Origin of the sequence: Micromonospora sp. NPDC048986, from assembly GCF_040649335.1 — a bacterium.
Classification (GTDB): domain Bacteria; phylum Actinomycetota; class Actinomycetes; order Mycobacteriales; family Micromonosporaceae; genus Micromonospora; species Micromonospora alfalfae.
This window is the reverse complement of record NZ_JBEZFJ010000011.1, coordinates 40,403-64,119: the sequence shown is the minus strand read 5'-3', so window position 1 is coordinate 64,119 and position 23,717 is coordinate 40,403. Positions and strand designations below refer to the sequence as shown.

Sequence of the window (23,717 nt, the reverse complement as noted above, 5' to 3'; positions counted from 1 at the left end):
TGAGCCTCTCTCCTTGTCCCAGCACCACCTCCCTCGGGAGCCCCTGCCCCCGTCCGCCCCGGCCACCGTCACGGTGTTCGCCTCCCCCGCGAGCTGGATCGAGTCCGATGCGCTCGCACAGTGCCAACAGGTCGCCGCCCTGGACGGCATGCGGCACGTCGCCGCCATGCCGGACCTGCATCCCGGCAAGGGCGCCCCCATCGGCGCGGCCATGGCGTCGACAGTGCTGTACCCGTTCCTGGTGGGCTCCGACATCGGCTGCGGCATCGCCGTGTTTCCGATCAAGCTCAAGCGGGCCGTACCGGAACGGCTCGCCACCCGGTTCCCCGACCTCGACCAGGCGCTCGACCCGGTGCGCGACGCCGACGACCCCGCCTGGGCCGCCGTCGACGGTGACGTTCCGGCCGGTCACCTGGACGGCCTCGGGACGGTGGGCCGGGGCAACCACTTCGTGGAGCTGGCCCGCGTCGACACCGTCTTCGACGTACGGCACGCGGGACGGCTCGGGCTCGACGAGGGCGATCTCGTGCTGATCGTCCACAGCGGTTCCCGTGGCCTGGGCGAGCGGATCCTGCGGGCGCACACCGAGGTCCACGGCGCTGGGGCGGCACCCGACCCCGCCGTCTACCTGGGCATGCACGACGACGCCGTGCGCTGGGGTTCGCTCAACCGACGGGTGCTGGCCGCCCGGGTGGCGCACGCGTTGGGGGCCGAGCCCACCGCGCCGATCGTCGACCAGTGCCACAACCTGGTCGAGGTCCGGGACGGGGTCTACCTGCACCGCAAGGGAGCGGCGCCGGGTGACGGGGGCGATGTCCTGATCGCCGGTACCCGGGGAACGGCGTCCTATCTGGTGGCCGCGCACGCCGGGGCGGAGGCCAACTACTCGGTGGCCCACGGCGCTGGCCGCAAGATGTCGCGCGCCGACGCCCTGCGGCGGGGCCGGGCCAAGCACACGGTCGAGGAGCTACGCCGTACCCCGGTGGGTTCTCTGGTGGTGTGCGGTGACCGGCAGTTGCTCTTCGAGGAGGCGCCCACCGCGTACAAGCGCATCGAGCAGGTGATCGCCGACCTGGTCGACCACCGGCTGGCCACTGCGGTGGTCAGCACGACGCCAGTGGTCACCTACAAGACGCCCGCCCTCGGGTCCGCCGCACGCTCCAAGCGGCGGGGCCACCGCGGCCGGCGAGGCCGCTCGTGACCGCGTTGCTGCTGTTGTCGGCCGGGCGCGGGCCGCAGGAGTGCACCTGGGCACTGAGTCAACTGCTGCACCGTCTGCGGGGCGAGGGCGTCGGCCGAGGTCTGACGATCCAGCAGGTTGAGGCGGTCCCCGGCGACCGCGCCGGCACCTACCGGTCGGTGCTGATCCGGATCTCCGGCGTCGACGCCGAGGCGTTCGCGGCCTCGTGGACCGGGACGCTGTGCTGGCAGGCCCCGAGCCCGTACCGGTCGGGCATCGGCCGGAAGAACTGGTACGTCACCGCCCAGCCGCCCGAACGCGCCGCTCGGCCGACGACGTTGCGCGAGGCGGACGTCGACATCGTCGCCTGCCGCACCGGCGGGCCGGGTGGTCAGCACCGGAACAAGGCCAGCACTGCGGTACGCGCGACGCACCGCCCCTCGGGCCTGGTGGTCGTGGTCGACGACGAGCGGCAGTTCAGCCTGAACCGCCGGATCGCCCTCGACCTGCTGCGCCACCGCCTCGAGCAGGGCGACGAGGCGGCGCGGCGTGCCGTCACCACCGCCCGCTGGCGCATCCACGACGGGCTGGTTCGCGGCGATCCGGTGCGGGTGGAACGTCCAACGCCCCGGCGACCGGGAGGCTAGCGACTCAAACCTCCAGCACCGCGTCCGCGAATGCCTGCGGTGCCTCCTGCGGCAGGTTGTGCCCGACACCGCCCCCGACGGTCCGGTGCTGGTACGGGCCGGCGAACTGCTTACCGTAGACGGTGGGCTCCAGGTGCGGCGCACCATTGGCGTCCCCCTCCAGGGAGATGCTGGGCACCGTGATCTTCGGCTTCGCGGCCAGGCGCTCCTCGATCTCCTCGTACTGCGGCTCGCCGTCGGCGAGGGCCAACCGCCAGCGGTAGTTGTGGATGACGATGTCGACGTGGTCGGGGTTGTCGAACGCCGCCGCGCTGCGGTCGAACGTCGCGTCGTCGAACGTCCATCGGGGCGACGCGGTGTGCCAGATCAGCTTGGCGAAGTCGCGTCGGTTCTTGTCGTAGCCTTCCCGACCGCGTTCGGTGGCGAAGTAGTACTGGTACCACCACGCGAACTCTGCCTTCGGCGGCAACGGGACCGTACCCGACTTCTGCCCGTCGATCAGGTAGCCGCTGACCGAGACCAGCCCTCGGCAGCGTTCGGGCCACAGCGCGGCGACGACATCGGCGGTCCGCGCGCCCCAGTCGAACCCGGCGAGCTTCGCGGTGTCGATGTGCAGGGCGTCCATCAGGGCGATGAGGTCGAGACCCATGGCCGCCGGTTCGCCGTTTCGGATGGTGTCGTCGGAGAGGAACCGGGTCGTGCCGTAGCCCCGCAGGTACGGCACGACGACCCGGTGACCGGCGGCGGTGAGCAGCGGCACGACGTCGGCGAAGCTGTGGATGTCGTAGGGCCACCCGTGCAGGAGGATCACCGCGTCCCCGTCGGGCGGCCCGGCGTCCACGTATCCGACGTTCAGCACACCGGCCTCGACCTGTCGCAGGTCGGTGAACCCGCCAGCGGTCCTTGCCATCGACTTCCCCCCGCGTCCGGACCTGCTCGGATGTGCCGATCACGGCTGAACCTAGCGACCTGCCGGGGGCTTGATCAGCGTTTGGACAATGACCGCCCAGCGGCTGCCGAGCTGGCTAGGATCCCGCTCCTGCGGACGTTCCCGGTGCAGGTCGTGGGCCGTAGCCGGATGACCGTAGGGTGGTGGCATGGCTGAGCGACCTCTGACCCTGATGGCGGTGCACGCCCACCCCGACGACGAGGCGACGAGCACCGGCGGCGTGCTTGCCCGCTACGCCGCCGAGGGGGTCACCACAGTGCTTGTGACCTGCACCGACGGGCGATGTGGGGACGGTCCGGGTGGGGTCAAGCCGGGCGAGGAGGGGCACGACCCGGCCGCTGTGGTGGCGATGCGCCAGGCCGAGCTGGAGGCCAGCTGCGCCACGTTGAACGTCACCCACCTGGAGACCCTCGGCTACGCCGACTCCGGGATGATGGGCTGGCCGACCAACGACCAGCCCGGCGCGTTCTGGACGACGCCGGTGGCGCAGGCGGCGGCCCGGCTCGCCGAGCTGATTCGGCAGTACCAGCCGGACGTGATCGTCACGTACGACGAGAACGGTTTCTACGGCCACCCGGACCACATCCAGGCCCATCGGATCACCATGGCCGCCGTCGAGCAGACGGACGTCCCGGCGAAGGTCTACTGGACCACGGTGCCGCGTACGGCGTTCGCGGAGTTCGGTCGGATCATGAAGGAGCTCGGCGTCGAGTGGGCCGAGCCGGACGCGGCCGGGGAGCCGGTGCCGCAGCTCGGCCTGCCCGACGACGAGATCACCACCTGGGTCGACACGAGCAAGTACGGCGCGCAGAAGTTCGACGCGCTGGCCACTCACGCCAGTCAGACCGAGAACATCTTCTTCCTGCAACTGGGCCAGGAGCGGTTCACCGAGCTGATGGGCGTGGAGACCTTCGTGCGGGTCCGGGACCGGACGGGCGCGCCGACCCCCGAGGACGACCTCTTCGCCGGTCTGCGCTGATCACTCTTTCCTAGCGTCACCAGGCACCGTCGGCCACCGGGTCGGCGGTGCCTGGTGGCGTGCGCCGCGTCGACCTCATCACGCGAACCCGTCGCCGATCGCCGGCGTCCGGAAGTTTCGACCGCCAGCCGCTCGGCGGTACGCAGGTCATGTGATGAATTTCCGGAAGTTTTCAGCGTTGACGCCCAGACATAGATCGGCTTAACGTTTCGAGCGAGTTTCCGGTTTCCGGCCGGAACTACCGGCGTCACCCCACCAGCTCGCGTCTCCACCCCACCAATACCGGACCCTCACCTCCTAGATTGACATCTATCTATTGATCGTCTGGAAGGGAAGGCACATGAAGTTGAGACAGTGGTCGACAGTCGGCCTGGTCGCCGTCGCGACCATCGCCACGCTGAACACGGTGCCGGCGACAGCGAGTCGACAGTACGACCCCACCACGCAGAGCCTCGGCACCCTCGGCCTGCGCCACGGCCTGCACGTCGGCACCGCGGTCAACATGGATGCCCTCAACGACGCCAGCGACCCGCAGTACCGCAAGCTGGTCTCCTCCGAGTTCGCCTCGGTCACCGCCGAGAACGTGATGAAGTGGGAGAGCCTGGAGCCGACCCGCGGCAGCTACAACTGGGGGCCGGCCGACCAGTTCGTCGACTTCGCCAAGCGCAACCGGCAGAGCGTGCGCGGTCACGTGCTGGTCTGGCACAACCAGCTGCCCGCCTGGTTGACCAGCGGCGTCGCCGACGGCTCCATCAGCAAGCAGGAGCTGCGCGAGCTGCTGCGCAAGCACATCACCACAGTCGTGAACCGCTACAAGGGCAAGATCTGGCAGTGGGACGTGGTCAACGAGGCGGTCAGCGATCCGTGGGACACCCCGTCGACCCTGCACTACAAGGGCTTCTGGGCGCAGAACCTCGGGCCCGGCTACATCGCCGACGCGTTCCGCTGGGCGCGGGCCGCCGACCCCAAGGCGCTGCTGTTCTACAACGACTACAACATCGAGGCGTTCGGCTCGGGCAACCCTGCGGACGACAAGACCCAGTTCGTGTACGACATGACCAAGAGCCTGCGCGCCCAGGGCGTCCCGATCGACGGCGTCGGCTCCCAGGGCCACCTGGGCACCCAGTACGGCAACTTCGACACCCTCCAGGTGACCGCCGCGCTGAAGAAGTTCAGCGGGCTCGGCGTCGCGACCGCGTTCACCGAGGTGGACGTCCGCAGCCAGCTGACCGAGGGCGTCCAGGCCGGCAACTCGGAGGAGATCAACCCCCGGCTACAGGCGTCGGCCGCCAACTTCAGTGTGCTGATGAAGGCGTGCCTCGCCGTGCGGAGCTGCCTGTCGTACACGGTCTGGGGTTTCAGTGACAACCATTCGTGGGTGCCGGGCTGGTTCGACGACCCGCCGGAGGGCCTGGCGACCATCTACGACGAGAACTACCAGCCCAAGCGCGCGTACCAGGAGTTGAAGTCCGACCTGATCTTCGCGGGGCCGCCGTACGTCCTGCCCCGCATCGCACCCAAACCCCGCCGCTGACGCGCAGGTCACCGTAGGGCCGTGTGGAGCTTCTCGAAGCTCCACACGGCCCGTGTGCCACCACGGACGTCGAGGTTCGACTCACGTTCGGTGCTTCCGTCGCGCCATCCGGACGCCATCGGAGGGCTGGTGCCGGATCTGCCGGTTTATTGATGGTGTTGGTGTCACTATGGCAGGCGTGGGAACTGCGAAAACTGCCATGCCTGCGATCTCGCCGCTCACCGGCGATCCCATCAAGCGGGCCGATGCCGAGCGGCTAGCGGGGGTGCTGAAGGCCTTCGCCGATCCGGCGCGACTCCGGTTGCTCAGCCTGATCCAGTCCGCGCCGGAAGGTGAGGCGTCAGTGAGTGACCTCACCGCGGCGCTCAATCTCTCCCAGCCGACGGTGAGTCACCACCTTCGGATCCTCACCGAGGCCGGCCTACTCGAACGCGACAAGCGCGGGGTCTGGGCGTACTACCGCCTGGTGCCCGCCGCGATCGCGCAGATCGCCGACCTCCTGACGCCGCCCCGGAAGCGGGCCACGAAGAGGGCCCGCTGACCGGGCCGGAAGGCCGGCTCGTCACATCCGCTCCAACGTGCGGATGCCCAGCAGGTGCAGCCCCTGCCGCAGGGTCCGGGCGGTCAGCTCGGCCAGCAGCAGCCGGCTCTCCCGCAGCTCATCCGTGGCACGCAACACCGGGCAGCGCTCGTAGAACGCGTTGAACGCGGTAGCGAGTCGGTGCAGGTAACCGGCGAGCTGATGAAACTCGAGACTCCGCTCCAGCTCGCCAACCACAGCGGCGAAGCCGAGCAGCTCGACCGCGAGCGCCCGTTCCGCCGGCTGCGCCACCACGATTGGCGCGTCCGGGCGCCCGGCGGTCCCGGCCCGGCGCAGCACGGACCGGATCCGAGCGTACGCGTACTGAAGGTAGGGCGCCGTGTTGCCGTCCAGCGCCAACATCCGCTCCCAGTCCAGCACGTAGTCCTTGGCCCGGTCGACGGACAGGTCGGCGTACTTGATGGCGCCGATGCCCACCGCGCGGCCGATCTCCTCGGCGGTCCCGGCGTCCAGATCCGGGTTCCTGCTCCGGGCCAGATCGGTGGCGCGGGCGACAGCCTCCTCCAACAGCCCGACCAGCTTCACCGACTCACCGCTCCGGCTGCGCAGCATCCGCCCGTCGGCGCCGAGGATGGACCCGAAGCCGAGGTGCTCGGCCCGCGCCGGGGGGCAGAGCCAACCGGCCGCCTCGGCGACGGCGAACACCATCGCGAAGTGCTGCCGCTGCGGTAGGCCGACGACGTACAGCAGCCGGGTCGCGCCCAGCCCGCCGACGCGCTGTCGCAACGCGGCCAGGTCGGTGGCCGGATACCCGTACCCGCCGTCGCTCTTGCGCACGATCAGCGGCAACGGCTCGCTGTCGCGGCCGGTGAACCCGGGCGGGAAGACGCACTCGGCCCCACCGCTGGGCAGCAGCAGCCCCAGCCGGTCCAGGTCCTCGACGACGCCCGCGAGCAGGTCGTTGTAGGCACTCTCGCCCCGAAAGTCGGCCCCGGACAAGGTCACGTCGAGCAGGTCGTACACGGTCAGGAAGTACCGCTCGGACTGGGTCACCAGCAGCTGCCACAACCGGCGGGTCCGCTCGTCACCGCCCTGCAACGCGACCACCCGCAGCCGCGACCGTTCCTGGAACGCCTCGTCGGCGTCGAACTTCACCCGGGCCGCCCGGTAGAAGCCGTCCAGGTCCCCCATCGACAGGTTCTGCGCGGCTTCGGCCTCGCCCAGGTCGATCAGGTGCTCGATCAGCATGCCGAACGGTGTCCCCCAGTCACCCAGGTGGTTGACCCGCACCACCCGGTGCCCGAGCCAGTCCAGCAGCCGCACCGCCGCATCACCGATGACTGTGGAGCGGAGGTGCCCGACGTGCATTTCCTTTGCCACATTGGGCGCCGAGTAGTCGACCACCACCGTCTGCGGCGTCGCCGTCGGCGGCACGCCGAGCCGGGCGTCACCGGCCAGCCCGGCGACCAGGTCGGCCAGGGCCCGGTCGGTGACGGTCAGGTTGAGAAAGCCCGGCCCGGAGACCGCCGCCGACACGCCGACATCGTCGAGCACGGCGTGCGCCAGCACCGCCGCGGCGATGTCCCGCGGCGGGCGGCCGAGCCGCCGGGCCAGCGCCAGCGCCGCGTCGGATTGGAAGTCCGCACGCGCAGACCGCCGCACGAGCGGGTCGACCGGGCCGCCGGCCACCGCCGCGAACGCCGGTGCCAGCCGGTCGGACAACAACTTTTCAAGATCCATGAGTACGCCGATCTCGCTCGGACCCGCGCTGTGACGCGAGCCGTTGACGGGGGGAGACACGGGCGGACCGAGGACGACCAACGAACGACCGGCGGCTCGATCCGCCGGTCGCAGGAAACAGGTCAGCGCGGGCGGGCGACGGATCGCCGGCGTCGCCCCGCACCGACCTGGACGTCACACGACGGTCCGGTGGTGCACTGGGCGATCACACTGGTCATGCGGGCAGCCTAGTGGCCCGGACGACGCGACGGCAGAGGAATTTTCGTGCTCCGGCGACGCCCGAGGCGTCGGTTGGTCGTTTCGGTCGACTCGGCGCAGGGAACTGCCTCGGGACAACGCGAGGGGTGATGATGAGCCGATACACACCACTGCCGATGGCCCGTACGCGACGCGCGCTCGCGCTGCTCGGCGCCGTCGCGCTGGCCGCCGCCTGCACCGCCACCGAGGATCCGCCCGGCTCTGCCCCGGCGACCACCGCACCGGCGACCGCGACGGCGTCAGCGCCCCCGACAGAGCCACCAACGCCGAGCGCGAGCACCCCGGTGACCATCCCGACCTCGGCTTTCGTCGAGTTGCCCGCCGAGCTGCGGAAGTCTCCGCGACGGACGACGCCGGTCGAGCAGGCCCTGCCGAAGCTGTGCGGCAACGAGTTCGGCACCGGCGGCCGGCAGGTCACCGCGAGCGCCGCGATGACAGTCACCTATCAGAAGGCCGGCGAGCCCTCCAGCAACGTGCCGCAGGGGATGATCCACCAGACGATCTTCACCTTCGACGGCGACGGCGGCTCGGGTTACCTGGGCCGGCTGCGCACCGCTGTGCAGGCGTGCCCGTCGTACGACCAGTCCGGAAACCGCGTCACCGTCAAGAGTCAGGCGCTGCCCGGGGTCGGCGACGAGGCGTTGCTGCTGACCCGTACCTGGCCCGAGACGAGCCTGAACGGCGAACGCACCGGCGGCACCGCGTCCAGCCAGATCGCCGTGGCCCGGGTCGACAGCGCGGTGACGGTCTTCGACGACCAGGGGTGGGAGGGCACCGGCGGCAACCCGGCCATCCTGGACCGGGTCGTCCGCGACGGCGTCCGCGCCATCGACGCCTGGCAGGGGTGACCCGCCCGCCACCGAAGCGGGGCTTCCACCGATCGGTTCGATCCTCGGTCGAATCATGGACACCCGGACGCGAGTCGCGCTCCCGCCGGAAGACTTGAGGATCACGGTCCACAGTGGGGGCCGCCGACCGCGGCGGCAGCCAGTCGGGCCGTCAACGTCGGTCGGTGGAGGAGGTCGTCATGTCGGACGGTCAGGCAACGAAGGCACCGTGGCTTCCGCCGCGGTGGTTCATCCGGCTGGCCTGGTCGGTGCACCGGGGCCTGTACCGGGTCACCGGCAGCCGGGTCGGCTTGTGGCGACCGCGCGAGCACCGGTGGGGCACGTTGCGGCTGACCACTGTCGGCCGCCGCACCGGCCAGCGGCGCAGCGTCATCATCGCCTACTTCGAGGACGGCCCGAACCTGGTCGGGGTGGCGATGAACGGGTGGGGCGAGGGCGCCCCCGCCTGGTGGCTCAACCTGCAGGCCCGCCCGGACGCGTCAGTCGAACTGGCCGACGGGCGGCGGCTGGTCCGCGCCCGTGCCGCCACCGCCGACGAGCGGACCCGACTGTGGCCACGTTGGCGCGAGGCCGACAAGAACTTCGACGCCCACGCGGCGCGGCGATCGTCGGAAACCACAGTGGTGGTGCTGGAGCCCAGACCGGAGGGCGACTCCCCAACGCCGTGATGCGCTGGCCGGTAGCGACAACTGCGGCGGTACGACGTCCCGAGCGCGTACATCCCGGGTGGTAGGCCCCTCGGCAACTCCGGCATGACGACTCAGCAGGGGTTTGCTTCCTAGGCTGCCTCCCGTACCCGTCACGCGACCGAGGGGATCCACGATGTCCGTCCGTCACCTGCTCGCCACCGCCGCAACCGCTCCGCTCGCAGTGATCGAGCTGGCCGCACCGGCAGCCACGCACCTCTCCGCCCAGCCGAGCGCCGCAACTGCTCTCTCCATGAGTGCCGGGCGTGTCGGTGCCAGTGTGGCCGCCCTGCTGGGGCTGGTCGGCACGGTCATCGGAGGACTGGCCCTGGCCCGCCCCGCCAGTCGCCTCGGTACCGGCTCGGGAAGTTTCGGCGGCGTCCTGGCCCTGGCGACGGGGCTGATCGGCATGGCGCTCGGCGGGCTGGTGGTGGCCACCTCGGACAGTGGCATCGGCACGGGCAACGGGCGGGGCGGGGCCTACCTGGCGCTTGTGGTCGGGCTGGCCGGCGTGGTGCTCGGTGGGCTGGCCCTGCTTCGCGCGCGCCGCAACGGCCGCCTGGCGGGCTGACGCTGACCGGATCGGGCCTGGCTGATCCCGTGCCGCCCGGAGGCTGCCCCGCTGGTGGTCGTCGCGGACGCCCCGGCGGCAGTGGTCAGGAGCGAGCGAGCCAACCAGGCACGGTCAGACCGGACTCGTAGGCGAGGATCACCAACTGGGCTCGGTCCCGGGCATGGGCCTTGGTCATGATCCGGCTGACATGTGTCTTGGCGGTCGCCGGGCTCAGCACCAACCGCGCGGCGATCTCGTCGTTGGAGAGGCCGGCGGCGACCAGCGTCAGCACCTCACGCTCCCGCTCGGTGAGCACACCCAGTCGTGGCCCGGGGTCGGGATGCCTGGCCCGGGCCGCGAACTCGGCGATCAACCGTCGGGTGATCGACGGCGCGATCAGCGCGTCGCCCCGGGCCACCACCCGCACCCCGTGGATCAACTCCGCCGGCTCGGTGTCCTTGACCAGGAAGCCGCTGGCCCCGGCCCGCAGCGCGTCATAGACGTAATCGTCCAGGTCGAACGTGGTCAGAATGATGACGCGGGCATCGGAGTGCGCGACGATCTCACCAGTGGCGGCCAGGCCGTCGAGCCCGGGCATCCGGATGTCCATGAGGACGACGTCCGGTCGCAGTTGCCGGGCCAGCCGCACCGCCTCGAACCCGTCGGCAGCCTCGCCGACCACCTCGAAACCGTCCTCACCGTCGAGAATGGACCGGAAGCCGGCGCGTACCAGGGTCTGGTCGTCGACGATCAGCAGCCGGATCACCTCTGCTCCCCCACCGGCGCCGGGTCCTGTCGCATCGGCAGACGGGCGCGGACCCGAAAGCCCCCGTCCGGCTGCGCGCCAGTCGTCAGCGAACCGCCGAGGGCCTGCACCCGCTCCCGCATTCCGAGGATCCCGCTGCCCGGCGAACCCGGCTGGCCGGTGCCGTCGTCCTCGATCTCCACGAGCACGTCGTCGCGATCGGGCCGGACCCGGACCACAGCGGTGCTGGCCCGCGCGTGACGCGCCACGTTGGTGAGCGCCTCCTGGACGATCCGATACACCGCCAGGTCGACCTCCGGCGGCAGCGACCGCGTCTCGGCCAGTTCGGCGCGGATCTCCAACTCCGGCCGAGCGGCCGTCCTGATCAGATCACCGAGGCGGTGCAGACCGGGTGCGGGCATCACCGCCGGGGCCTGCCGCAGCGCGCCCAGCGTCGCGCGCAGTTCGCTCAACGTCTCCTTGCTGGTCTGTTTGATCGCGCTGAGCGCCTGCTCGGACCGCACCGGGTCGGGTCTGTGCAACGCGGCGCTGGCCTGCACGTTGATCAACGACAGGTGGTGGCCGAGCACGTCGTGCAACTCGCGGGCGATGCGCAGCCGCTCCTCGGTGGCCCGTCGCCGGGCCTCCTCCTCCATCCGCTGCTCGGCGACGACCGCTCGGGCCTGTGCCTCGGCGAGGTAGGCGCGGCGATTGCGGGTCACGCCGACGATGACCGCGACGAGCCAGCCGGCGTGCAGCAGCGTCGCCCCGTTCATGGTGTTCGGGGACCGGTTGTAGCTGTCCGCAACGGCGAAGGCGATCACCGAGGCGAGACCGAGCCCGATGGCGACCGCGAGGTGTCCCTCGTCGACGACTGTGTAGAGCGCCACGACGAACACCACCATGATCGGACCAGGCCGGTGCAGCAACGCCCCGTACGCGCCGATGGCGGCCAGCGCCACGACGCCCACCGGCACCGGGTGACGCCGCCGCACGTACAGCGCGCCGGTGGAGAGCAGCACCGCCAGCAGCGCCGCCCATTCGGCGGCGGTGTCGATGCCGCGCGCCTGCACCACCAAGCCCGTGACGGCGACCAGACCCACGGCGGGCACCAGGGCCACGTCCGCCGTCCGGCCCCGCCACCCTGACATGGGCCGAAGCCTAGCCTCCCGCGATCCAGCGGAAGAAGGTCCGACCGGACGGTTCAGGGGTGCCGGTCGCCCTCGGCCAGGTTCGCGTCGTAACCGGCAGCCTGGAGGGCGAACAGTTCGGCGTACCGACCGCCGGTGGCTACCAGGTCGGCGTGTGTGCCGGCCTCGACCAGCCGGCCGTGGTGCAGGACGAAGATCCGGTCGGCGTGCCGGACGTTGGCGAGCCGGTGCGTGATGAGGATCGTGGTGGCCCGACCTCTGCGGTCCCGAATGGTCTGGAACAGGGCGTCCTCGGCCCGGGGGTCGAGCGCGGAGGACGGCTCATCCATGATCAGCAGTTCGGCGTCGCGCAGGAACCCGCGAGCCGCGGTGATGCGCTGCCACTGCCCACCGGAGAGGTCCTGGCCGCGCGCGAAGGTCCGGTCGAGCAGTGTCTCGTACCCGTGCGGAAGCTCGTTGATCATGTCGTGGGCGACCGCGCGGCCGGCGGCGGCCTCGATGCGATCCTGCCGGGCCTCACTGTCGACGTCCCCGATGGCGATGTTGGTGGCCGCGGTGAACGGCCACTTGTGGTATTCCTGCGTCACCACGGCGATCCGGGCACGCAGCCCGTCGACGTTCCAGTCCGACAACGGTCGGCCGTTCCACTCGATGCTGCCTTCGGTGGGGGCGCGGAGGCCGGCGATCATCGCGGCGAGTGTCGTCTTGCCCGAGCCGTTCTCCCCGACGAACGCGACAGTCTGCCCGGCGGTGATCGTCAACGTGACGCCATCGACGGCGGTGTCGTCCCGATCGGGGTAGCGCAGGCTGACCTCGTCGACCGTCAACTCCCGCAGCCGATCCGGATCGGCAGCGGCAACGGGCCCGGTGCCGGTCGGTAGGTAGGCGTCGGCACGGGTCATGAAACCGGTGTAGTCGCCGAAGTGCTGCCCCTCGGTGTAGACGTGGTCGACCTGGAAGGTGGCGATGGCCAGGGACCGTTGCGCGGACTGCACCGCTATGACGCAGGTCGCGGCGGCGGCGAGCGGGATCTGCCCGTCCAGGAGCAGCATTCCGAGCAGGGCGTAGACGGTGCCGGTCGCGAGGCCCCCGACGATGGCGCCGACAGTGGTGGTCGTGGTGACCCGTCGGGCGAGGGCGAGCTGGATGTCGGTCTCCACCTGCATCACCCGGTCGTACTGGTCGAGCAGGAAACGGCGCAGCCCGTAGGAGCGCAGCTCCGGGGCCGAGGCACGTTCGGCCATCAACTTGTGCAGCAGCCACAGCCGACGTCGGCGCACCGATCCGGCGGTGTACGTCTGGTAGCGCAGATGCCCGGCCCGCAGCGACGCCCACGCGTTGGGCACCGTGGCGACCAGCAGCGCCAGCAGCAGCAGCGGATGGATGACGATGACGGCGGCCGCCACGGCGAGCAGCCCGGCCAGCCCGGCGAGCAGGTTCATCGACGCCTGTACCAGCCCGATCGTCGACTCGGTGCCCCGCGAGGCGCGTTCCATGTCATCGGCGAACGCGTCGGCGTCGAACGCCTCCAACCGGACCGCTGTGGACACCTCGAACAGGCCCCGCTCCACCTCACGGCTCACCCGTGGCGTCAAGCCGTTCTGCGCGTACCCGGTGGCGATGCCCATTCCGGCGCGGAGCGCGACCGTCGCCGCCAGCACGGCCAGCGCGGGCAGCGCCGCCCGCACCTTGTCCGCGGTCGGTCCGCCGGCGAACAGTTCCACCAACACCCGCTGCGTGGCCAACAGGCCGAAGGCGGCCATCACCCCCGCGCCGACGGTGGCCACCGCCACCACACCGGTACGGAGCCGGTCCGCGCGCCAACTGATACCGATGGCTGTCCAGACGAGCCTGGGCAGCTCCGCGAAGACGGCGAAGACGCCAGCCTCCGCGCGCGCCCGCACCCCCGTCTCCCACCACATCTCCCGCAGCTCCGGCAGCACCGACTCCGTACGCCCGGGGCCGGGTCGGCCAGGTCGAACGCGGCGGGCCTCTGCGGTGGCGGTCTCGCTCATCGACGTACCTCCGGGCGGCGCAGCCGTCGCCATGTCCGGCCGGGCTGGCGGGGTGGCGGCTTTCTGGAGGATTGGACCACCCGAACATAGCTCTCGGCAATTGCCTGAACACTCGCCGTTATGGATGCGATATCACCGGGAAGGCACCCCGGTGCGTCACCGCGTGCGCAGAGCGTCGAGTCGCGCTTTCAGCGCCGTGGCGATCTCGCCCGCCGCGACGACCTGCTCCGGCGTGAGGGCGTCGACGAAGAGCTCCCGGATGGCGCGCAGGTGGGGAAAGGTGGCTCCCCTGAACGCCTCGGCGCCGGTCGTCGTGAGCAGCACCTCCGCTCCGCGGGGAACTGTGGCGCACTCCTGGCGGCGGATGAGGCCGCGCCGTTCCATCCGCCCGAGGTGGTGGGAGAGCCGGCTCCGCTCCCACCCGATGTGCGAGGCGAGCTCGGACGACCGCATCGCCCCGCCCTCCGCCTCGCTGAGGGCGAGGAGCACCGAGTAGTCCCCGGTCGAGAGCGAGGAGTCGCCCTGCAGGCGGGACTCGAGCCGGGAGCCGAGGGCTGCCGTCGTCTCGATGAAGTTCCGCCAGATTCGTAGCTCGTCGGCGGTCGGGAGTTGGCGTCCGCCCCGCCGGCCAGGTGTGGCCTCCGTCATCTCACTCTCCCGGGAATTGACGTGTCAACCACCAAGTTAGCATCATTGACACGTCAACCGGTAGGTCCGCTCCCGTGGGTCGCCGGCGGATTGCACGAGGAGGAGACGATGGCAGCTGCGGACTTCGAGCTGGGGCTCAACTCGTTCGGGGAGGTGGCCACCGACGGCGACCGGATCCTGAGCGACGCCGAGACCGTACGGCTACTGGTGGACGAGGCACGGCTCGCCGAGTCGGCCGGACTCGACGTGTTCAGCGTCGGTGAGCACTACCGCGAGGGCCACAACGACTCCGCCACACCGGTGCTGCTGGCCGCGGCCGCGACGGCGACCGAGCGAATTCGCCTCGGCACCTCGGTCACAGTGCTCAGCACCAACGACCCGGTACGGCTCTACCACGAGTTCTCCACCCTCGACGCCGTCTCCGGCGGCCGCGCCCAGATTGTCCTCGGGCGCGCATCAGCTACCGAGTCGTTTCCACTGTTCGGTTACGACCTGGCCGACTACGAGCGGTTGTTCGAGGAGAAGCTGGACCTCTTCCTGCAACTCCAGCAGGACGAACCGGTCACCTGGTCCGGCACGGTACGAAGCCCGCTGACCGCCCAGCGGCTGCACCCACGGATGCAGCCGGGCGGCATCCCGACCTGGATCGGTGTCGGGGGAAGCCCGAATTCGGTGATCCGCGCCGCCCGGCACGGACGTCCGCTCATGCTCGCGATCATCGGCGGGCGCCCCCAGCGCTTCGCCGGCCACGTCGACCTCTACACCAGGGCGCTCGAACAATTCGGGCATACCCTGCAGCCAATCGGGCAGCACTCACTCGGCCTTGTCGCAGACACCGACGAGGAGGCGGTGGAGACGTGGTGGCGATACTGGCAGCCGGTCGTGGCGGCCCTGGCCGCCGAACGCGGCTTCTACAAACCGGACCGCGCGCGCTACGAGGCCGAAATCGACAACGGGGCGCTCTTCGTCGGTTCACCCGAGACGGTGGCGCAGAAGATCGCCACTGTCGCTCGCGACCTGCGGCTGAGCCGCTTCGACCTGAAGTACGACATCATGCACCTGCCCCGCGAGGCACGCGCGCGCACCATCCAACTGCTGGGCAGTGAGGTCGCGCCGCGGGTCCGGGAGCTTTTGGCTAAGGAGCCCAACCATGTCTGATCTGCTGTTCGGCCTGGACACGTTCGGCGACGTACCGGAGGACGACGCCGGCAAGCTCGTCTCCCACGCGGCGGCGATCCGGCAGGTCGTCGACGAGGCGGTGCTCGCCGACCAACTCGGGGTCGACGTCATCGCCCTGGGCGAGCACCACCGGCCGGAGTACTCGGTCTCCACGCCGGAGACGGTGCTGGCCGGGATCGCCACCCGTACCTCACGGATCCGGTTGGCCTCCGGCGTGACAGTGCTGAGTTCGGACGACCCGGTACGGGTCTTCCAGCGCTTCGCCACAGTGGACGCACTGTCGAACGGCAGAGCCGAGGTCATCCTCGGTCGCGGCTCGTTCACCGAGTCCTTCCCGCTCTTCGGTTACGACCTGCGCGACTACGACACGCTGTTCGAGGAGAAGATCGAACTGTTCGTCAAGTTGCTGGACGAGAAGCCGGTCACCTGGAGCGGCACCCTGCGTGCCCCGCTGGAGAACGCCGACGTGTTCCCGAAGACCGAATCGGGTCACCTGGACACCTGGGTCGGTGTGGGTGGCTCACCGCAGTCGGTCGTCCGCACCGCCCAGTACGGGCTGCCGCTCATGCTGGCCATCATCGGCGGCGCCCCCGAGCGCTTCGCGCCCTACATCGACCTGTACCGCCGGGCGGCCGATCAGCTCGGCACGACCGCGCACCCGGTCGGCATGCACTCGCCGGGCTTCATCGCCGACACCGACGAGCAGGCCAAGGAGATCTACTGGCCGCACTACCGGATCATGCGGGACCGGATCGGCAAACTGCGGGGCTGGCCGCCGATCCGCCGTCAGGAGTTCGACTCCGAGGTGGAGAACGGCTCCCTCTACATCGGTTCACCGGAGACGGTGGCCCGCCGGATGGCCCGTGCGATCCGCAGTCTCGGCGTCGGACGGTTCGACCTCATCTACTCGGCCGGAGCGCAACCGGCCAGCGCCCGGATGCGCGCCGTGGAACTCTACGGCTCGAAGGTGATCCCCATGGTCCGCGAATTGCTGGCCTGATCAGCACTGCCCACGCGAAAGGACGACCATGTTCGACAACGACCGGAGCCGGCCGGCGACCATCGGCATCCTCGGGGCCGGCAAGGTGGGCACGGTGCTCGCCCGGCTCGCCGTCGCCGCCGGCTACCGGGTACGGGTGGCCGGCTCCGGCGACCCGGCGAAGATCGCCCTCACCGTCGAGGTCCTCGCCCCGGGGGCGGAGGCCACCACGGCTGTCGACGCGGCAGCCGACGCCGACGTCGTCGTCCTCGCCCTGCCCCTGAGCAAGTACCGCGGCGTTCCCGTCGAGGCGTTGCGCGGCAAGCTCGTCGTCGATGCCATGAACTACTGGTGGGAGATCGACGGCATCCGCGACGACCTCACCAACCCGCGTACCTCGTCGAGCGAGACCGTCCAGGCGTTCCTGTCCGGCTCACGCGTCGTGAAGGCGTTCAACCACATGGGCTATCACGACCTGGAGGACGAGGCCCGGCCGGCCGGGACGAGCGGCCGCAAGGCCATCGCGATCGCCGGTGACGACAGCGCCGACCTCACCGAGGTCGCGGCCCTGGTGGATGCGCTCGGCTTCGATCCGGTCGTCGCCGGACCGCTGGCCGAGGGGGTACGACTCGAACCGGGCAGCGAGTTGTTCGGCGCGAACGTGAGCGCCGACGAGGTACGCGCCATGCTCGACCGCTTCCCGGAGTCGGAGCGGGGGCGGACCATCACCGCCGCCCGCACGGCGTCGTAGACGTCGTGCGCGTCCGCTCAGGGTCAGAGATGATCGGGTCGCCGGGATCCGGTAACCCGCCCTCCGACCCGATCATCGTCATCGCCTGCCGGCACTAGTTGTTGTTACGCCACCAGGACGACCATCCGGAGCAGCCCCAGGCCCCACACGCCCGGAACCGCACGCGACTGCCTTGATCGTTGTAGCGGTGAGTCGTGCCGTCCTCGTAGAAGTCGTAGTTGCAGACTCCCCATTCGCCCTCGCCTTCGAGGTTCTGGCAGTCCCCGCTGCGGTAGTTGTGCCAGGTCCCGCCGTAGTAGAGCTGGTTCTCCCAGATCCCGATGGCCGCGTACGGCGTGTCGCGGTCGTAGACCCAGATCTGGTCGCCGTAAGCCCGGAAGCAGGCTTGGGCCGGCGAGGACGAGCTGGCGGAGGCGCCCGGCGCGTCGACGCAGTCCACGACGTCGGGCGGCCAGCCGGCCGGCGTCGCGATGGTAGCTGCGGCCGGCGCGCCGGCGAGCAGGACGAAGAGGGCCGCCAGGGCCACGATGAAAGCTGGGCGTGTTGCTCTCTTGACTGACATGAGGCGAACCAATCATCGCCACACACGCTCAACAAGCCAGCACCGTGTACGGAACGGTGCGGATCTGTCCCGAACGAGGCAGGACCGCTGTCGAACGAGTAGGCGACGGTCGGTGCCGGTCAGTCGGTGCCGAACGCTGCCCGCGGTTCGAGGCGCTGGCCCACGGCGTACTTCTCGTCGAAGTCGGTCGGGCCGAGCACCTCGGTCGCGGCGGCGCGCATCCGGGCGAGGTCCGCCGCGTCGTCCGGGTCCGGCACCTGGCCGAGCGCCGCGAACGCGGCATCCGCGACGCCGATCATCCGGGCCGCGCGGGAGTGATCCCCCTCGGCGGTCGCCAGCGCGGCGCCGGCAACGCAGACGTACGGCACGAAGTCGGCCCACCCGTTGTCGAACACCCGCTCGCGGTTCTCGGCGAACAGCGTCCGCGCCACGTCGAGGTTGCCCAGCCCCAGCTCGCAGAACGCGAGGTTGTGATATTCGGAGTTGACCGTCTCGGGTTGGCCGAGCGCCTCGTTGAGCGCGATGCTCTCCCGGTACAGGTCCCGGGCGCGGAGCAGGTCGCCGGACATCCGCGCGACGCCAGCCAGCACGTGCCTCGGCCGTTCCTCCAGGGCCCGGTCGCCGGAGCGCAGCGCCACCTCCAGTGCCTCCCGCGCCCGGGCCGCTCCGCCCGGCAGGTCACCGCCGCGAATGGCGACCCGGGCGAGGCTGTACCGGGCCTCGACCTCACCCGCCGGGTCACCGGCCGCCTGGGCCCGCTCGATCTCGGCCTCGCTCATCCGCACCACGGCGTCGGTCTCGCCCCGCCGGAAGGCCGAGCGGACGTTCTCGCTGAAGGTCACAGGTCTTCCTCTTCCCTCTGGCCGGTCTCGCCCGTCAGGCCGCCTGGAAGACGGTCCAGGTCTCCACGAGCGCGAAGCCCATCGCCTCGTAGAGCCGTCGACCCATCGGGCTGGCGTGCAGGTACGCGGCGTCCGCGCCGTCGGCGATGCCGTCGCGCAGCGCCGCCTCGGTGAGCGCCCGGCCCAGCCCACGACCCCGGGCGGACGGTACGACGGCGATGTTGAACACCCCGATCACGCCGGATGTGTGCATTCCGAGCCCGGTGCCGACAGGGCTTCCGGACTCCTCCGCCAGATACCCGGTGATGGTGTCGCTATCGAGCACCGCGCCGCCCATCAGCGGGCCGAAGGCGCCGTCGGGCGCCTCGAAGCTCCAGGTGAGCGCGTCGGTGTACCTGTCGCTCTCGGCGGTGCCGACCCGGCGGACCAGCGCCTGCTGGGCCGAGCCGGCCCGGAAGACGATCTCGTCGGTGGCGCAGGCCATCAGGGGGAGGTCGCTGCGTGCGCGCAGCCCGTGCCGGGCCGCTAGTTCGGCGACGTCGTCGCTCGCCGCACCGCGAATGATGATCGACCAGTGCGGTGTCTGCCGGCTGACCTCGGTCGCCAACTCGTCGATGGCCGCGAGATCCGGCTCGGTGGCCGTCTCGAGGACCCCGTTGAGCGTCGGAACGTTGGCGTGGGTAAGCAACGCACGAGCAGTGCCCCGCTCGGCGTACCAGCCCTTCGGCGTCAGCTGGCAGAGGAGGTGGATCGCGTCGAAGTACGCCGTCGCCATCCGGTCGGCTGTGGTGGTGCTCATGTCTGGTTCCCCCCGGAACGCTTGCTCGCCCTCGCCCAGCAACTTAGCCACCGGGCGGGTTGGTGAGCACCTTCGAGAGGCCGAGGTCACCCCGCAGCTGCACCTCACCGGCAGGAGGGCGGTCGTCGAACGGTCAGGAATCGAGAAGCTCGCGAGAGCCGCCCGGCCTAGCCTTTCCCCAGGCAGTCGGCAGCGCGCCGGGCCAGATGACGAGAGGAGCCCGACAATGTCCGCGAAGACCACCACCACGACCGGGTCCGACGGCTTCAGTGCCGAGGAGCGGGCCGCGATGAAGGAGCGCGCCGCCGAGCTGCGCGCCGAGGGCAAGAAGGGCGCCAAGAAGGCGGACGGGCTGCAAGCCGTCCTCGACCGGATCGCGCAGATGGAGCCGGAGGACCGCGCGCTCGCCGAGCGCGTGCACGTGACGGTGACCGCCGCCGCCCCCGACCTGACGCCGAAGACCTGGTACGGGATGCCCGCCTACGCGAACGAGGACGGCAAGATCGTCGTCTTCTTCCAGGACTCCGGCAAGTTCAACTACCGGTACTCGACAGTGGGCTTCCAGGACCCGGCCAACCTCGACGACGGGGACCTCTGGCCGGTGGCGTACGCGTTGCAGCAGTGGAGCCCGGCCGTGGAGAAGAAGCTCACCGAGCTGGTGCAGAAGGCGATCTCCTGACCGACGCCCGCCCCCTCGTCGGCTGGCCCACGGTGCGATGATCGAGGGCCGGAGAGCCGACGGAGACGGGTGGTGCGGACGATGCGGTACGGGCCGCCAGCGCTACGAGGAGTCCCCCGGTGACCGGCCGGGCCGGCGAGGCGTTCGACGCCGGTCGGACGGTGTCCGACATCGAGTCGCTGCTCGCCGCGGACCTGCCCACGGACGGTGTCGCGGTCGACGAGGGCGACCCGGCCACCGGTGAGTGGACCGGCACCCGGGGTGCGGGTTTCCGGATCGCCCCGCTCTGGGAGAGCGAGGCGCTGACCGGTGTGTACGGCGCCGAATGGAACCAGGCCGAGGAGGCCGCCGAGGCGAACCTGGCCCTCGTCGTAGCGGAGTTGGACCGGAGGTGGGGTGCGCACCGCAGGGTCTCCATGCGGGTGCCGCTGTTTCGGCATCAGGCCGGCGCGCCAATGCCGGCGCTGTTCCAGTCGCTCAGCGACAGGGACTGCTTCGGCGATCTGACGGTCTGGGGGCCGACGGTGACCGAGGGCCGGTGGGTAGCTGTCTCGGTCAACCAGTGTGACGGTGACGCTCCCATGATCATGACAGCGGTCGTCAGTCACCTACCGATCATCGAACTGTCGGACTGACCGGCCCGGTGGCCCACGGCCCGGGTGCGGGGCTGTCATCGACGTTGCACGGCTCCTATGGTTCGGGCATGTCGATCACAGACCAGGCGCTGGCCATCGAGGCGGCGGAAGCTGGGGGCGCAGTCGTCCGCTTGCGGTACGGCTCGGAACTGACGCGCGTCATGAAGGCCGGCGCTGACTTCGCCACCGCTGCCGACGTCGAGGCCGAGCGGGCCATCCTCGACGTGCTGCGCGCGGCGCGTCCGGGCGACGCGGTGGTGGCCGAGGAGAGCGGGCGTACGGGTACCGGCGACAACGGGCGCACCTGGCTGGTCGATCCGCTGTGCGGAACGTTGAACTTCGCCGCGCGGACCATGCTGGCCTCGGTCAACGTAGCCCTGCGGGTCGGGTCGGACGTCACGGTGGCGGCCTCGGTGGACCCGTTCGCCGCCGAGGTGTTCTGGACCGACGGCACCGCCGCGTACGTCCGGGGCGCCGGCACGGACGAGCGACTCGTCCCCTCGGCCGAGTCGACGCTCGTCGACCTGAATCTCGACCCGCCCTTTCCCAACCGGGACGTCTTCCTGGCCGCCCGTCTGCTCACGGACGAGGGCTTCCTCGAGCAGTTCCGGCCCCGGGTGGTCTCCACCAGCCTGGCCGTGGCCTGGGTCGCCGCCGGTCGCCGCGCCGCCTATCTGACGGACCGCCACGACCTGCGCAACAGCGTCCACTTCGCGGCCGGAATCGCGCTCTGCCAAGCGGCCGGCTGTGTGGTCACCGGGCTCGACGGTCAGCCGCTGCACACCGGTGGGGACGGTCTCGTCGTGGCCGCCGACGAGCGGACGCACGCCGCCCTGCTGACGCTCGTCCGGAAACAGGGCTCGCGATCGACCCGGCCTTGACATGAAGTGCGGTTGAGGTTCTAGCGTCCCTAGATGATCACGTCAGGGCCGCCGCGCCCGGACCCACGTCAGCTGAGCACCACCGTCGAAGGGATCCCGATGAACCTGTCCCGCCTTCTGCGCCCGCGTACCGTCGCGAGCGCACACTGCGACCTCCCCTGTGGCGTCTACGACCCGGCGCAGGCCCGCATCGAGGCAGAGTCGATCAAGGCGATCTCCGAGAAGTACCAGGCCAGCGACGACCCGGAGTTTCGCACCCGCGCGTTGCTCATCAAGGAGCAGCGCGCCGAGCTGGTGAAGCGCCACCTCTGGGTGTTGTGGACCGACTACTTCAAGCAGCCGCACTTCGAGAAGTACCCCCAGCTGCACAGCCTCTTCAACGAGGCGACGAAGCTGGCGGGTGCCGGCGGCGCGAAGGGCGCCGCGGACCCGGCGGTCGCCGAGCAGCTCCTCGGCAAGATCGAGGAGATCTCGAAGATCTTCTGGGAGACCAAGCAGAGCTGATCGACCGGCACCGGGTGGCACCTGCCACCCGGTCCGGCGTACCGCGTCCGAAAGGAACCGCATGACGTCGCGCACCGACCTCGTCGAAGAGTTGATGGGCCGTTTCCCACACGTGCCACGGGAGGCGGTCCTCAAGGAGGACCTGCTGCGGGGCGGGCTCGCCTTCGACGACGCGGCACTGACCGACAACGAGCACGGCGACGTCAAGCCGAAGTCGTACTTCATCTTCTCCTTCGACCACCGCACGCTCCCGGAGTTGGGGACGGCGGCGCTGCGCCGGCCACCGGAGGAGATCGTGCTCACCGGCGGTCCGTACGACCTGCGTCGTACCGTCGTGTCGGTCCGCACCAACCCCAGCTCGCCGTACCGCGTCGGCACCGACAGCGACGGTCGACTGCGCCTGTTCCTGGACGGCCGGCCGATCGCCGATGTCGGGCTGCCCCCCATGCCGGCGTACTACCGCCACACGCTCGCCAACGGCAAGTCGGTGATGGAGGTCGCCCCGACGATCCAGTGGGGCTACCTGATCTACCTGACCGCGTTCCGGGTCTGCCAGTACTTCGGCGCCAAGGAGGAGTGCCAGTACTGCGACATCAACCACAACTGGCGCCAGCACAAGCAGGCCGGCCGGCCCTACACCGGGGTCAAGCCCGTCGACGAGGTCCTCGAGGCCCTGGAGATCATCGACCGGCACGACGTCGATCGCGCGTCGCAGGCGTACACCTTGACCGGTGGCAGCATCACCTCGCAGGTCAACGGGCTGGCCGAGGCCGATTTCTACGGCCGGTACGCGCAGGCCATCGAGGAGCGTTTTCCGGGACGGTGGATCGGCAAGGTCGTGGCCCAGGCGCTGCCCCGAGCCGATGTGCAGCGGTTCCACGACTACGGAATCCGCATCTACCACCCCAACTACGAGGTGTGGGACAAGCGGCTGTTCGAGTTGTACTGCCCGGGCAAGGAGCGCTACGTCGGTCGGGAGGAGTGGCACCGGCGCATCCTCGACTCCGCCGAGGTGTTCGGCCCGCGCAACGTGATCCCGAACTTCGTGGCGGGCGTGGAGATGGCCGCCCCGCACGGCTTCACCAGCGTCGACGAGGCGATCGACTCCACCACGGAGGGGCTTGACTACTTCATGTCCCGGGGGATCACGCCCCGGTTCACCACCTGGTGCCCGGAGCCCACCACCCCGCTGGGCCGGACGAACCCGCAGGGCGCGCCGCTCGAATACCACGTCCGGCTGCTGGAGGCGTACCGGGCGACGATGGACGCCCACGGCCTGTCCAGCCCGCCCGGGTACGGCCCGGCCGGGCCCGGACGGGCGGTCTTCTCGGTCAGCTCCTTCATGGACACCCTGGCGTCCACTGACTCGTGACGGACGCGCTCGGCTGACCCGCCCGGTTGGATCCGCCGAGGAGCGGTATACCTCAGCGGC

General features: G+C 70.5%; 25 protein-coding genes. 16 read left to right on the top strand and 9 right to left on the bottom strand.

Going from position 1 to position 23,717, the window contains the following annotated elements:
- Positions 1–13 precede the first annotated feature (13 nt).
- Complete coding sequence (locus AB0B94_RS22295; RefSeq protein WP_357283166.1) at positions 14–1,201, top strand: RNA ligase RtcB family protein; 1,188 nt, start codon at positions 14–16, stop codon at positions 1,199–1,201.
- Complete coding sequence (prfH, locus tag AB0B94_RS22290; protein WP_357283164.1) at positions 1,198–1,827, top strand: peptide chain release factor H; 630 nt, start codon at positions 1,198–1,200, stop codon at positions 1,825–1,827. The genes AB0B94_RS22295 and prfH overlap by 4 nt, the downstream gene beginning before the upstream one ends.
- Before the next feature lie 4 nt (positions 1,828–1,831).
- Here prfH and AB0B94_RS22285 read toward each other — a convergent pair whose 3' ends face one another.
- Entirely contained in the window at positions 1,832–2,737 is a 906-nt protein-coding gene (locus tag AB0B94_RS22285; RefSeq protein ID WP_357283161.1) for an alpha/beta hydrolase, read from the bottom strand.
- A gap of 187 nt (positions 2,738–2,924) precedes the next feature.
- On the opposite strand from AB0B94_RS22285, the gene AB0B94_RS22280 reads away from it, so the two are divergent.
- The 3 genes from AB0B94_RS22280 (at position 2,925) to AB0B94_RS22270 (ending at position 5,830) form a co-directional block, all read left to right on the top strand.
- Entirely contained in the window at positions 2,925–3,755 is an 831-nt protein-coding gene (locus AB0B94_RS22280) for a PIG-L family deacetylase (RefSeq protein ID WP_357283157.1), read from the top strand.
- A 340-nt stretch (positions 3,756–4,095) separates the two neighbouring features.
- A complete protein-coding gene (locus AB0B94_RS22275) occupies positions 4,096–5,289 on the top strand; it encodes an endo-1,4-beta-xylanase (RefSeq protein WP_357283154.1) in 1,194 nt (397 codons plus the stop codon).
- Between the two features lie 199 nt (positions 5,290–5,488).
- Complete coding sequence (locus tag AB0B94_RS22270; protein WP_112585316.1) at positions 5,489–5,830, top strand: metalloregulator ArsR/SmtB family transcription factor; 342 nt, start codon at positions 5,489–5,491, stop codon at positions 5,828–5,830.
- 21 nt (positions 5,831–5,851) lie between these two features.
- On the opposite strand, the gene argS is transcribed toward AB0B94_RS22270, so the two are convergent.
- Complete coding sequence (gene argS, locus AB0B94_RS22265) at positions 5,852–7,570, bottom strand: arginine--tRNA ligase (protein ID WP_357283152.1); 1,719 nt, start codon at positions 7,568–7,570, stop codon at positions 5,852–5,854.
- 350 nt (positions 7,571–7,920) lie between these two features.
- Here argS and AB0B94_RS22260 point away from each other — a divergent pair, with 350 nt between their 5' ends.
- From AB0B94_RS22260 to AB0B94_RS22250, 3 genes are all read left to right on the top strand, one after another.
- Positions 7,921–8,676, top strand: coding sequence for a hypothetical protein (locus tag AB0B94_RS22260; protein ID WP_357283149.1), 756 nt, complete (start codon positions 7,921–7,923; stop codon positions 8,674–8,676).
- Between the two features lie 179 nt (positions 8,677–8,855).
- A complete protein-coding gene (locus AB0B94_RS22255; protein ID WP_357283147.1) occupies positions 8,856–9,344 on the top strand; it encodes a nitroreductase/quinone reductase family protein in 489 nt (162 codons plus the stop codon).
- Positions 9,345–9,498: 154 nt separating this feature from the next.
- Positions 9,499–9,933 (top strand): DUF6223 family protein, encoded by a 435-nt coding sequence (locus AB0B94_RS22250; protein ID WP_357283143.1) that lies wholly within the window; start codon positions 9,499–9,501, stop codon positions 9,931–9,933.
- 85 nt (positions 9,934–10,018) lie between these two features.
- Here the strand turns inward: AB0B94_RS22250 and AB0B94_RS22245 are convergent, their stop codons facing one another.
- The 4 genes from AB0B94_RS22245 to AB0B94_RS22230 form a co-directional block, all read right to left on the bottom strand.
- Complete coding sequence (locus AB0B94_RS22245; RefSeq protein ID WP_357283140.1) at positions 10,019–10,681, bottom strand: response regulator transcription factor; 663 nt, start codon at positions 10,679–10,681, stop codon at positions 10,019–10,021.
- Positions 10,678–11,811, bottom strand: a complete 1,134-nt coding sequence (locus tag AB0B94_RS22240) for a sensor histidine kinase (RefSeq protein WP_357283137.1) — start codon at positions 11,809–11,811, stop codon at positions 10,678–10,680. The genes AB0B94_RS22245 and AB0B94_RS22240 overlap by 4 nt, the downstream gene beginning before the upstream one ends.
- Positions 11,812–11,864: 53 nt before the next feature.
- Positions 11,865–13,733: an ABC transporter ATP-binding protein gene (locus AB0B94_RS22235; RefSeq protein WP_357283703.1), complete on the bottom strand. Its 1,869-nt coding sequence runs from the start codon at positions 13,731–13,733 to the stop codon at positions 11,865–11,867.
- A gap of 249 nt (positions 13,734–13,982) precedes the next feature.
- Complete coding sequence (locus AB0B94_RS22230; RefSeq protein ID WP_357283129.1) at positions 13,983–14,474, bottom strand: MarR family transcriptional regulator; 492 nt, start codon at positions 14,472–14,474, stop codon at positions 13,983–13,985.
- Between the two features lie 108 nt (positions 14,475–14,582).
- On the opposite strand from AB0B94_RS22230, the gene AB0B94_RS22225 reads away from it, so the two are divergent.
- Genes AB0B94_RS22225 through AB0B94_RS22215 form a run of 3 tightly spaced genes read left to right on the top strand, consistent with a single transcriptional unit; the run spans position 14,583 to position 17,383 of the window.
- Entirely contained in the window at positions 14,583–15,632 is a 1,050-nt protein-coding gene (locus AB0B94_RS22225; protein ID WP_357283126.1) for an LLM class flavin-dependent oxidoreductase, read from the top strand.
- Positions 15,625–16,653 carry an LLM class flavin-dependent oxidoreductase gene (locus tag AB0B94_RS22220; protein ID WP_355421463.1) on the top strand — a complete coding sequence of 343 codons (1,029 nt, stop codon included), beginning with the start codon at positions 15,625–15,627 and terminating at the stop codon, positions 16,651–16,653. Before AB0B94_RS22225 ends, AB0B94_RS22220 begins: the two co-directional genes overlap by 8 nt.
- A 28-nt stretch (positions 16,654–16,681) precedes the next feature.
- Positions 16,682–17,383, top strand: a complete 702-nt coding sequence (locus tag AB0B94_RS22215; RefSeq protein WP_357283123.1) for an NAD(P)-binding domain-containing protein — start codon at positions 16,682–16,684, stop codon at positions 17,381–17,383.
- 94 nt (positions 17,384–17,477) lie between these two features.
- Here AB0B94_RS22215 and AB0B94_RS22210 read toward each other — a convergent pair whose 3' ends face one another.
- From AB0B94_RS22210 to AB0B94_RS22200, 3 genes are all read right to left on the bottom strand, one after another.
- Positions 17,478–17,945, bottom strand: coding sequence for a hypothetical protein (locus AB0B94_RS22210; protein WP_357283120.1), 468 nt, complete (start codon positions 17,943–17,945; stop codon positions 17,478–17,480).
- A 119-nt stretch (positions 17,946–18,064) separates the two neighbouring features.
- Positions 18,065–18,787, bottom strand: a complete 723-nt coding sequence (locus AB0B94_RS22205) for a tetratricopeptide repeat protein (protein ID WP_357283117.1) — start codon at positions 18,785–18,787, stop codon at positions 18,065–18,067.
- Between the two features lie 34 nt (positions 18,788–18,821).
- Positions 18,822–19,586 (bottom strand): GNAT family N-acetyltransferase, encoded by a 765-nt coding sequence (locus AB0B94_RS22200; RefSeq protein WP_357283115.1) that lies wholly within the window; start codon positions 19,584–19,586, stop codon positions 18,822–18,824.
- A 226-nt stretch (positions 19,587–19,812) separates the two neighbouring features.
- On the opposite strand from AB0B94_RS22200, the gene AB0B94_RS22195 reads away from it, so the two are divergent.
- From AB0B94_RS22195 to AB0B94_RS22175, 5 genes are all read left to right on the top strand, one after another.
- Positions 19,813–20,265, top strand: coding sequence for a hypothetical protein (locus AB0B94_RS22195; protein WP_357283112.1), 453 nt, complete (start codon positions 19,813–19,815; stop codon positions 20,263–20,265).
- Between the two features lie 119 nt (positions 20,266–20,384).
- Positions 20,385–20,900 carry a hypothetical protein gene (locus tag AB0B94_RS22190; protein WP_357283110.1) on the top strand — a complete coding sequence of 172 codons (516 nt, stop codon included), beginning with the start codon at positions 20,385–20,387 and terminating at the stop codon, positions 20,898–20,900.
- A 68-nt stretch (positions 20,901–20,968) separates the two neighbouring features.
- Positions 20,969–21,781: an inositol monophosphatase family protein gene (locus tag AB0B94_RS22185; protein WP_357283108.1), complete on the top strand. Its 813-nt coding sequence runs from the start codon at positions 20,969–20,971 to the stop codon at positions 21,779–21,781.
- A 99-nt stretch (positions 21,782–21,880) separates the two neighbouring features.
- A complete protein-coding gene (gene sodN, locus AB0B94_RS22180; RefSeq protein WP_357283698.1) occupies positions 21,881–22,285 on the top strand; it encodes a superoxide dismutase, Ni in 405 nt (134 codons plus the stop codon).
- A gap of 61 nt (positions 22,286–22,346) precedes the next feature.
- Positions 22,347–23,657, top strand: a complete 1,311-nt coding sequence (locus tag AB0B94_RS22175; protein WP_357283105.1) for a radical SAM protein — start codon at positions 22,347–22,349, stop codon at positions 23,655–23,657.
- Positions 23,658–23,717 lie beyond the last annotated feature (60 nt).

What these genes read in the sequence shown, in the direction of transcription:
- AB0B94_RS22285 (WP_357283161.1), bottom strand. Translation starts at nt 2,737, where the DNA reads ATGGCAAGGACCGCTGGCGGGTTCACCGACCTGCGACAGGTCGAGGCC.
- AB0B94_RS22280 (WP_357283157.1), top strand. Translation starts at nt 2,925, where the DNA reads ATGGCTGAGCGACCTCTGACCCTGATGGCGGTGCACGCCCACCCCGAC.
- AB0B94_RS22275 (WP_357283154.1), top strand. Translation starts at nt 4,096, where the DNA reads ATGAAGTTGAGACAGTGGTCGACAGTCGGCCTGGTCGCCGTCGCGACC.
- AB0B94_RS22270 (WP_112585316.1), top strand. Translation starts at nt 5,489, where the DNA reads ATGCCTGCGATCTCGCCGCTCACCGGCGATCCCATCAAGCGGGCCGAT.
- argS (WP_357283152.1), bottom strand. Translation starts at nt 7,570, where the DNA reads ATGGATCTTGAAAAGTTGTTGTCCGACCGGCTGGCACCGGCGTTCGCG.
- AB0B94_RS22260 (WP_357283149.1), top strand. Translation starts at nt 7,921, where the DNA reads ATGAGCCGATACACACCACTGCCGATGGCCCGTACGCGACGCGCGCTC.
- AB0B94_RS22255 (WP_357283147.1), top strand. Translation starts at nt 8,856, where the DNA reads ATGTCGGACGGTCAGGCAACGAAGGCACCGTGGCTTCCGCCGCGGTGG.
- AB0B94_RS22250 (WP_357283143.1), top strand. Translation starts at nt 9,499, where the DNA reads ATGTCCGTCCGTCACCTGCTCGCCACCGCCGCAACCGCTCCGCTCGCA.
- AB0B94_RS22240 (WP_357283137.1), bottom strand. Translation starts at nt 11,811, where the DNA reads ATGTCAGGGTGGCGGGGCCGGACGGCGGACGTGGCCCTGGTGCCCGCC.
- AB0B94_RS22235 (WP_357283703.1), bottom strand. Translation starts at nt 13,733, where the DNA reads ATGTGGTGGGAGACGGGGGTGCGGGCGCGCGCGGAGGCTGGCGTCTTC.
- AB0B94_RS22230 (WP_357283129.1), bottom strand. Translation starts at nt 14,474, where the DNA reads ATGACGGAGGCCACACCTGGCCGGCGGGGCGGACGCCAACTCCCGACC.
- AB0B94_RS22225 (WP_357283126.1), top strand. Translation starts at nt 14,583, where the DNA reads ATGGCAGCTGCGGACTTCGAGCTGGGGCTCAACTCGTTCGGGGAGGTG.
- AB0B94_RS22220 (WP_355421463.1), top strand. Translation starts at nt 15,625, where the DNA reads ATGTCTGATCTGCTGTTCGGCCTGGACACGTTCGGCGACGTACCGGAG.
- AB0B94_RS22215 (WP_357283123.1), top strand. Translation starts at nt 16,682, where the DNA reads ATGTTCGACAACGACCGGAGCCGGCCGGCGACCATCGGCATCCTCGGG.
- AB0B94_RS22210 (WP_357283120.1), bottom strand. Translation starts at nt 17,945, where the DNA reads ATGTCAGTCAAGAGAGCAACACGCCCAGCTTTCATCGTGGCCCTGGCG.
- AB0B94_RS22200 (WP_357283115.1), bottom strand. Translation starts at nt 19,586, where the DNA reads ATGAGCACCACCACAGCCGACCGGATGGCGACGGCGTACTTCGACGCG.
- AB0B94_RS22195 (WP_357283112.1), top strand. Translation starts at nt 19,813, where the DNA reads ATGTCCGCGAAGACCACCACCACGACCGGGTCCGACGGCTTCAGTGCC.
- AB0B94_RS22185 (WP_357283108.1), top strand. Translation starts at nt 20,969, where the DNA reads ATGTCGATCACAGACCAGGCGCTGGCCATCGAGGCGGCGGAAGCTGGG.
- sodN (WP_357283698.1), top strand. Translation starts at nt 21,881, where the DNA reads ATGAACCTGTCCCGCCTTCTGCGCCCGCGTACCGTCGCGAGCGCACAC.
- AB0B94_RS22175 (WP_357283105.1), top strand. Translation starts at nt 22,347, where the DNA reads ATGACGTCGCGCACCGACCTCGTCGAAGAGTTGATGGGCCGTTTCCCA.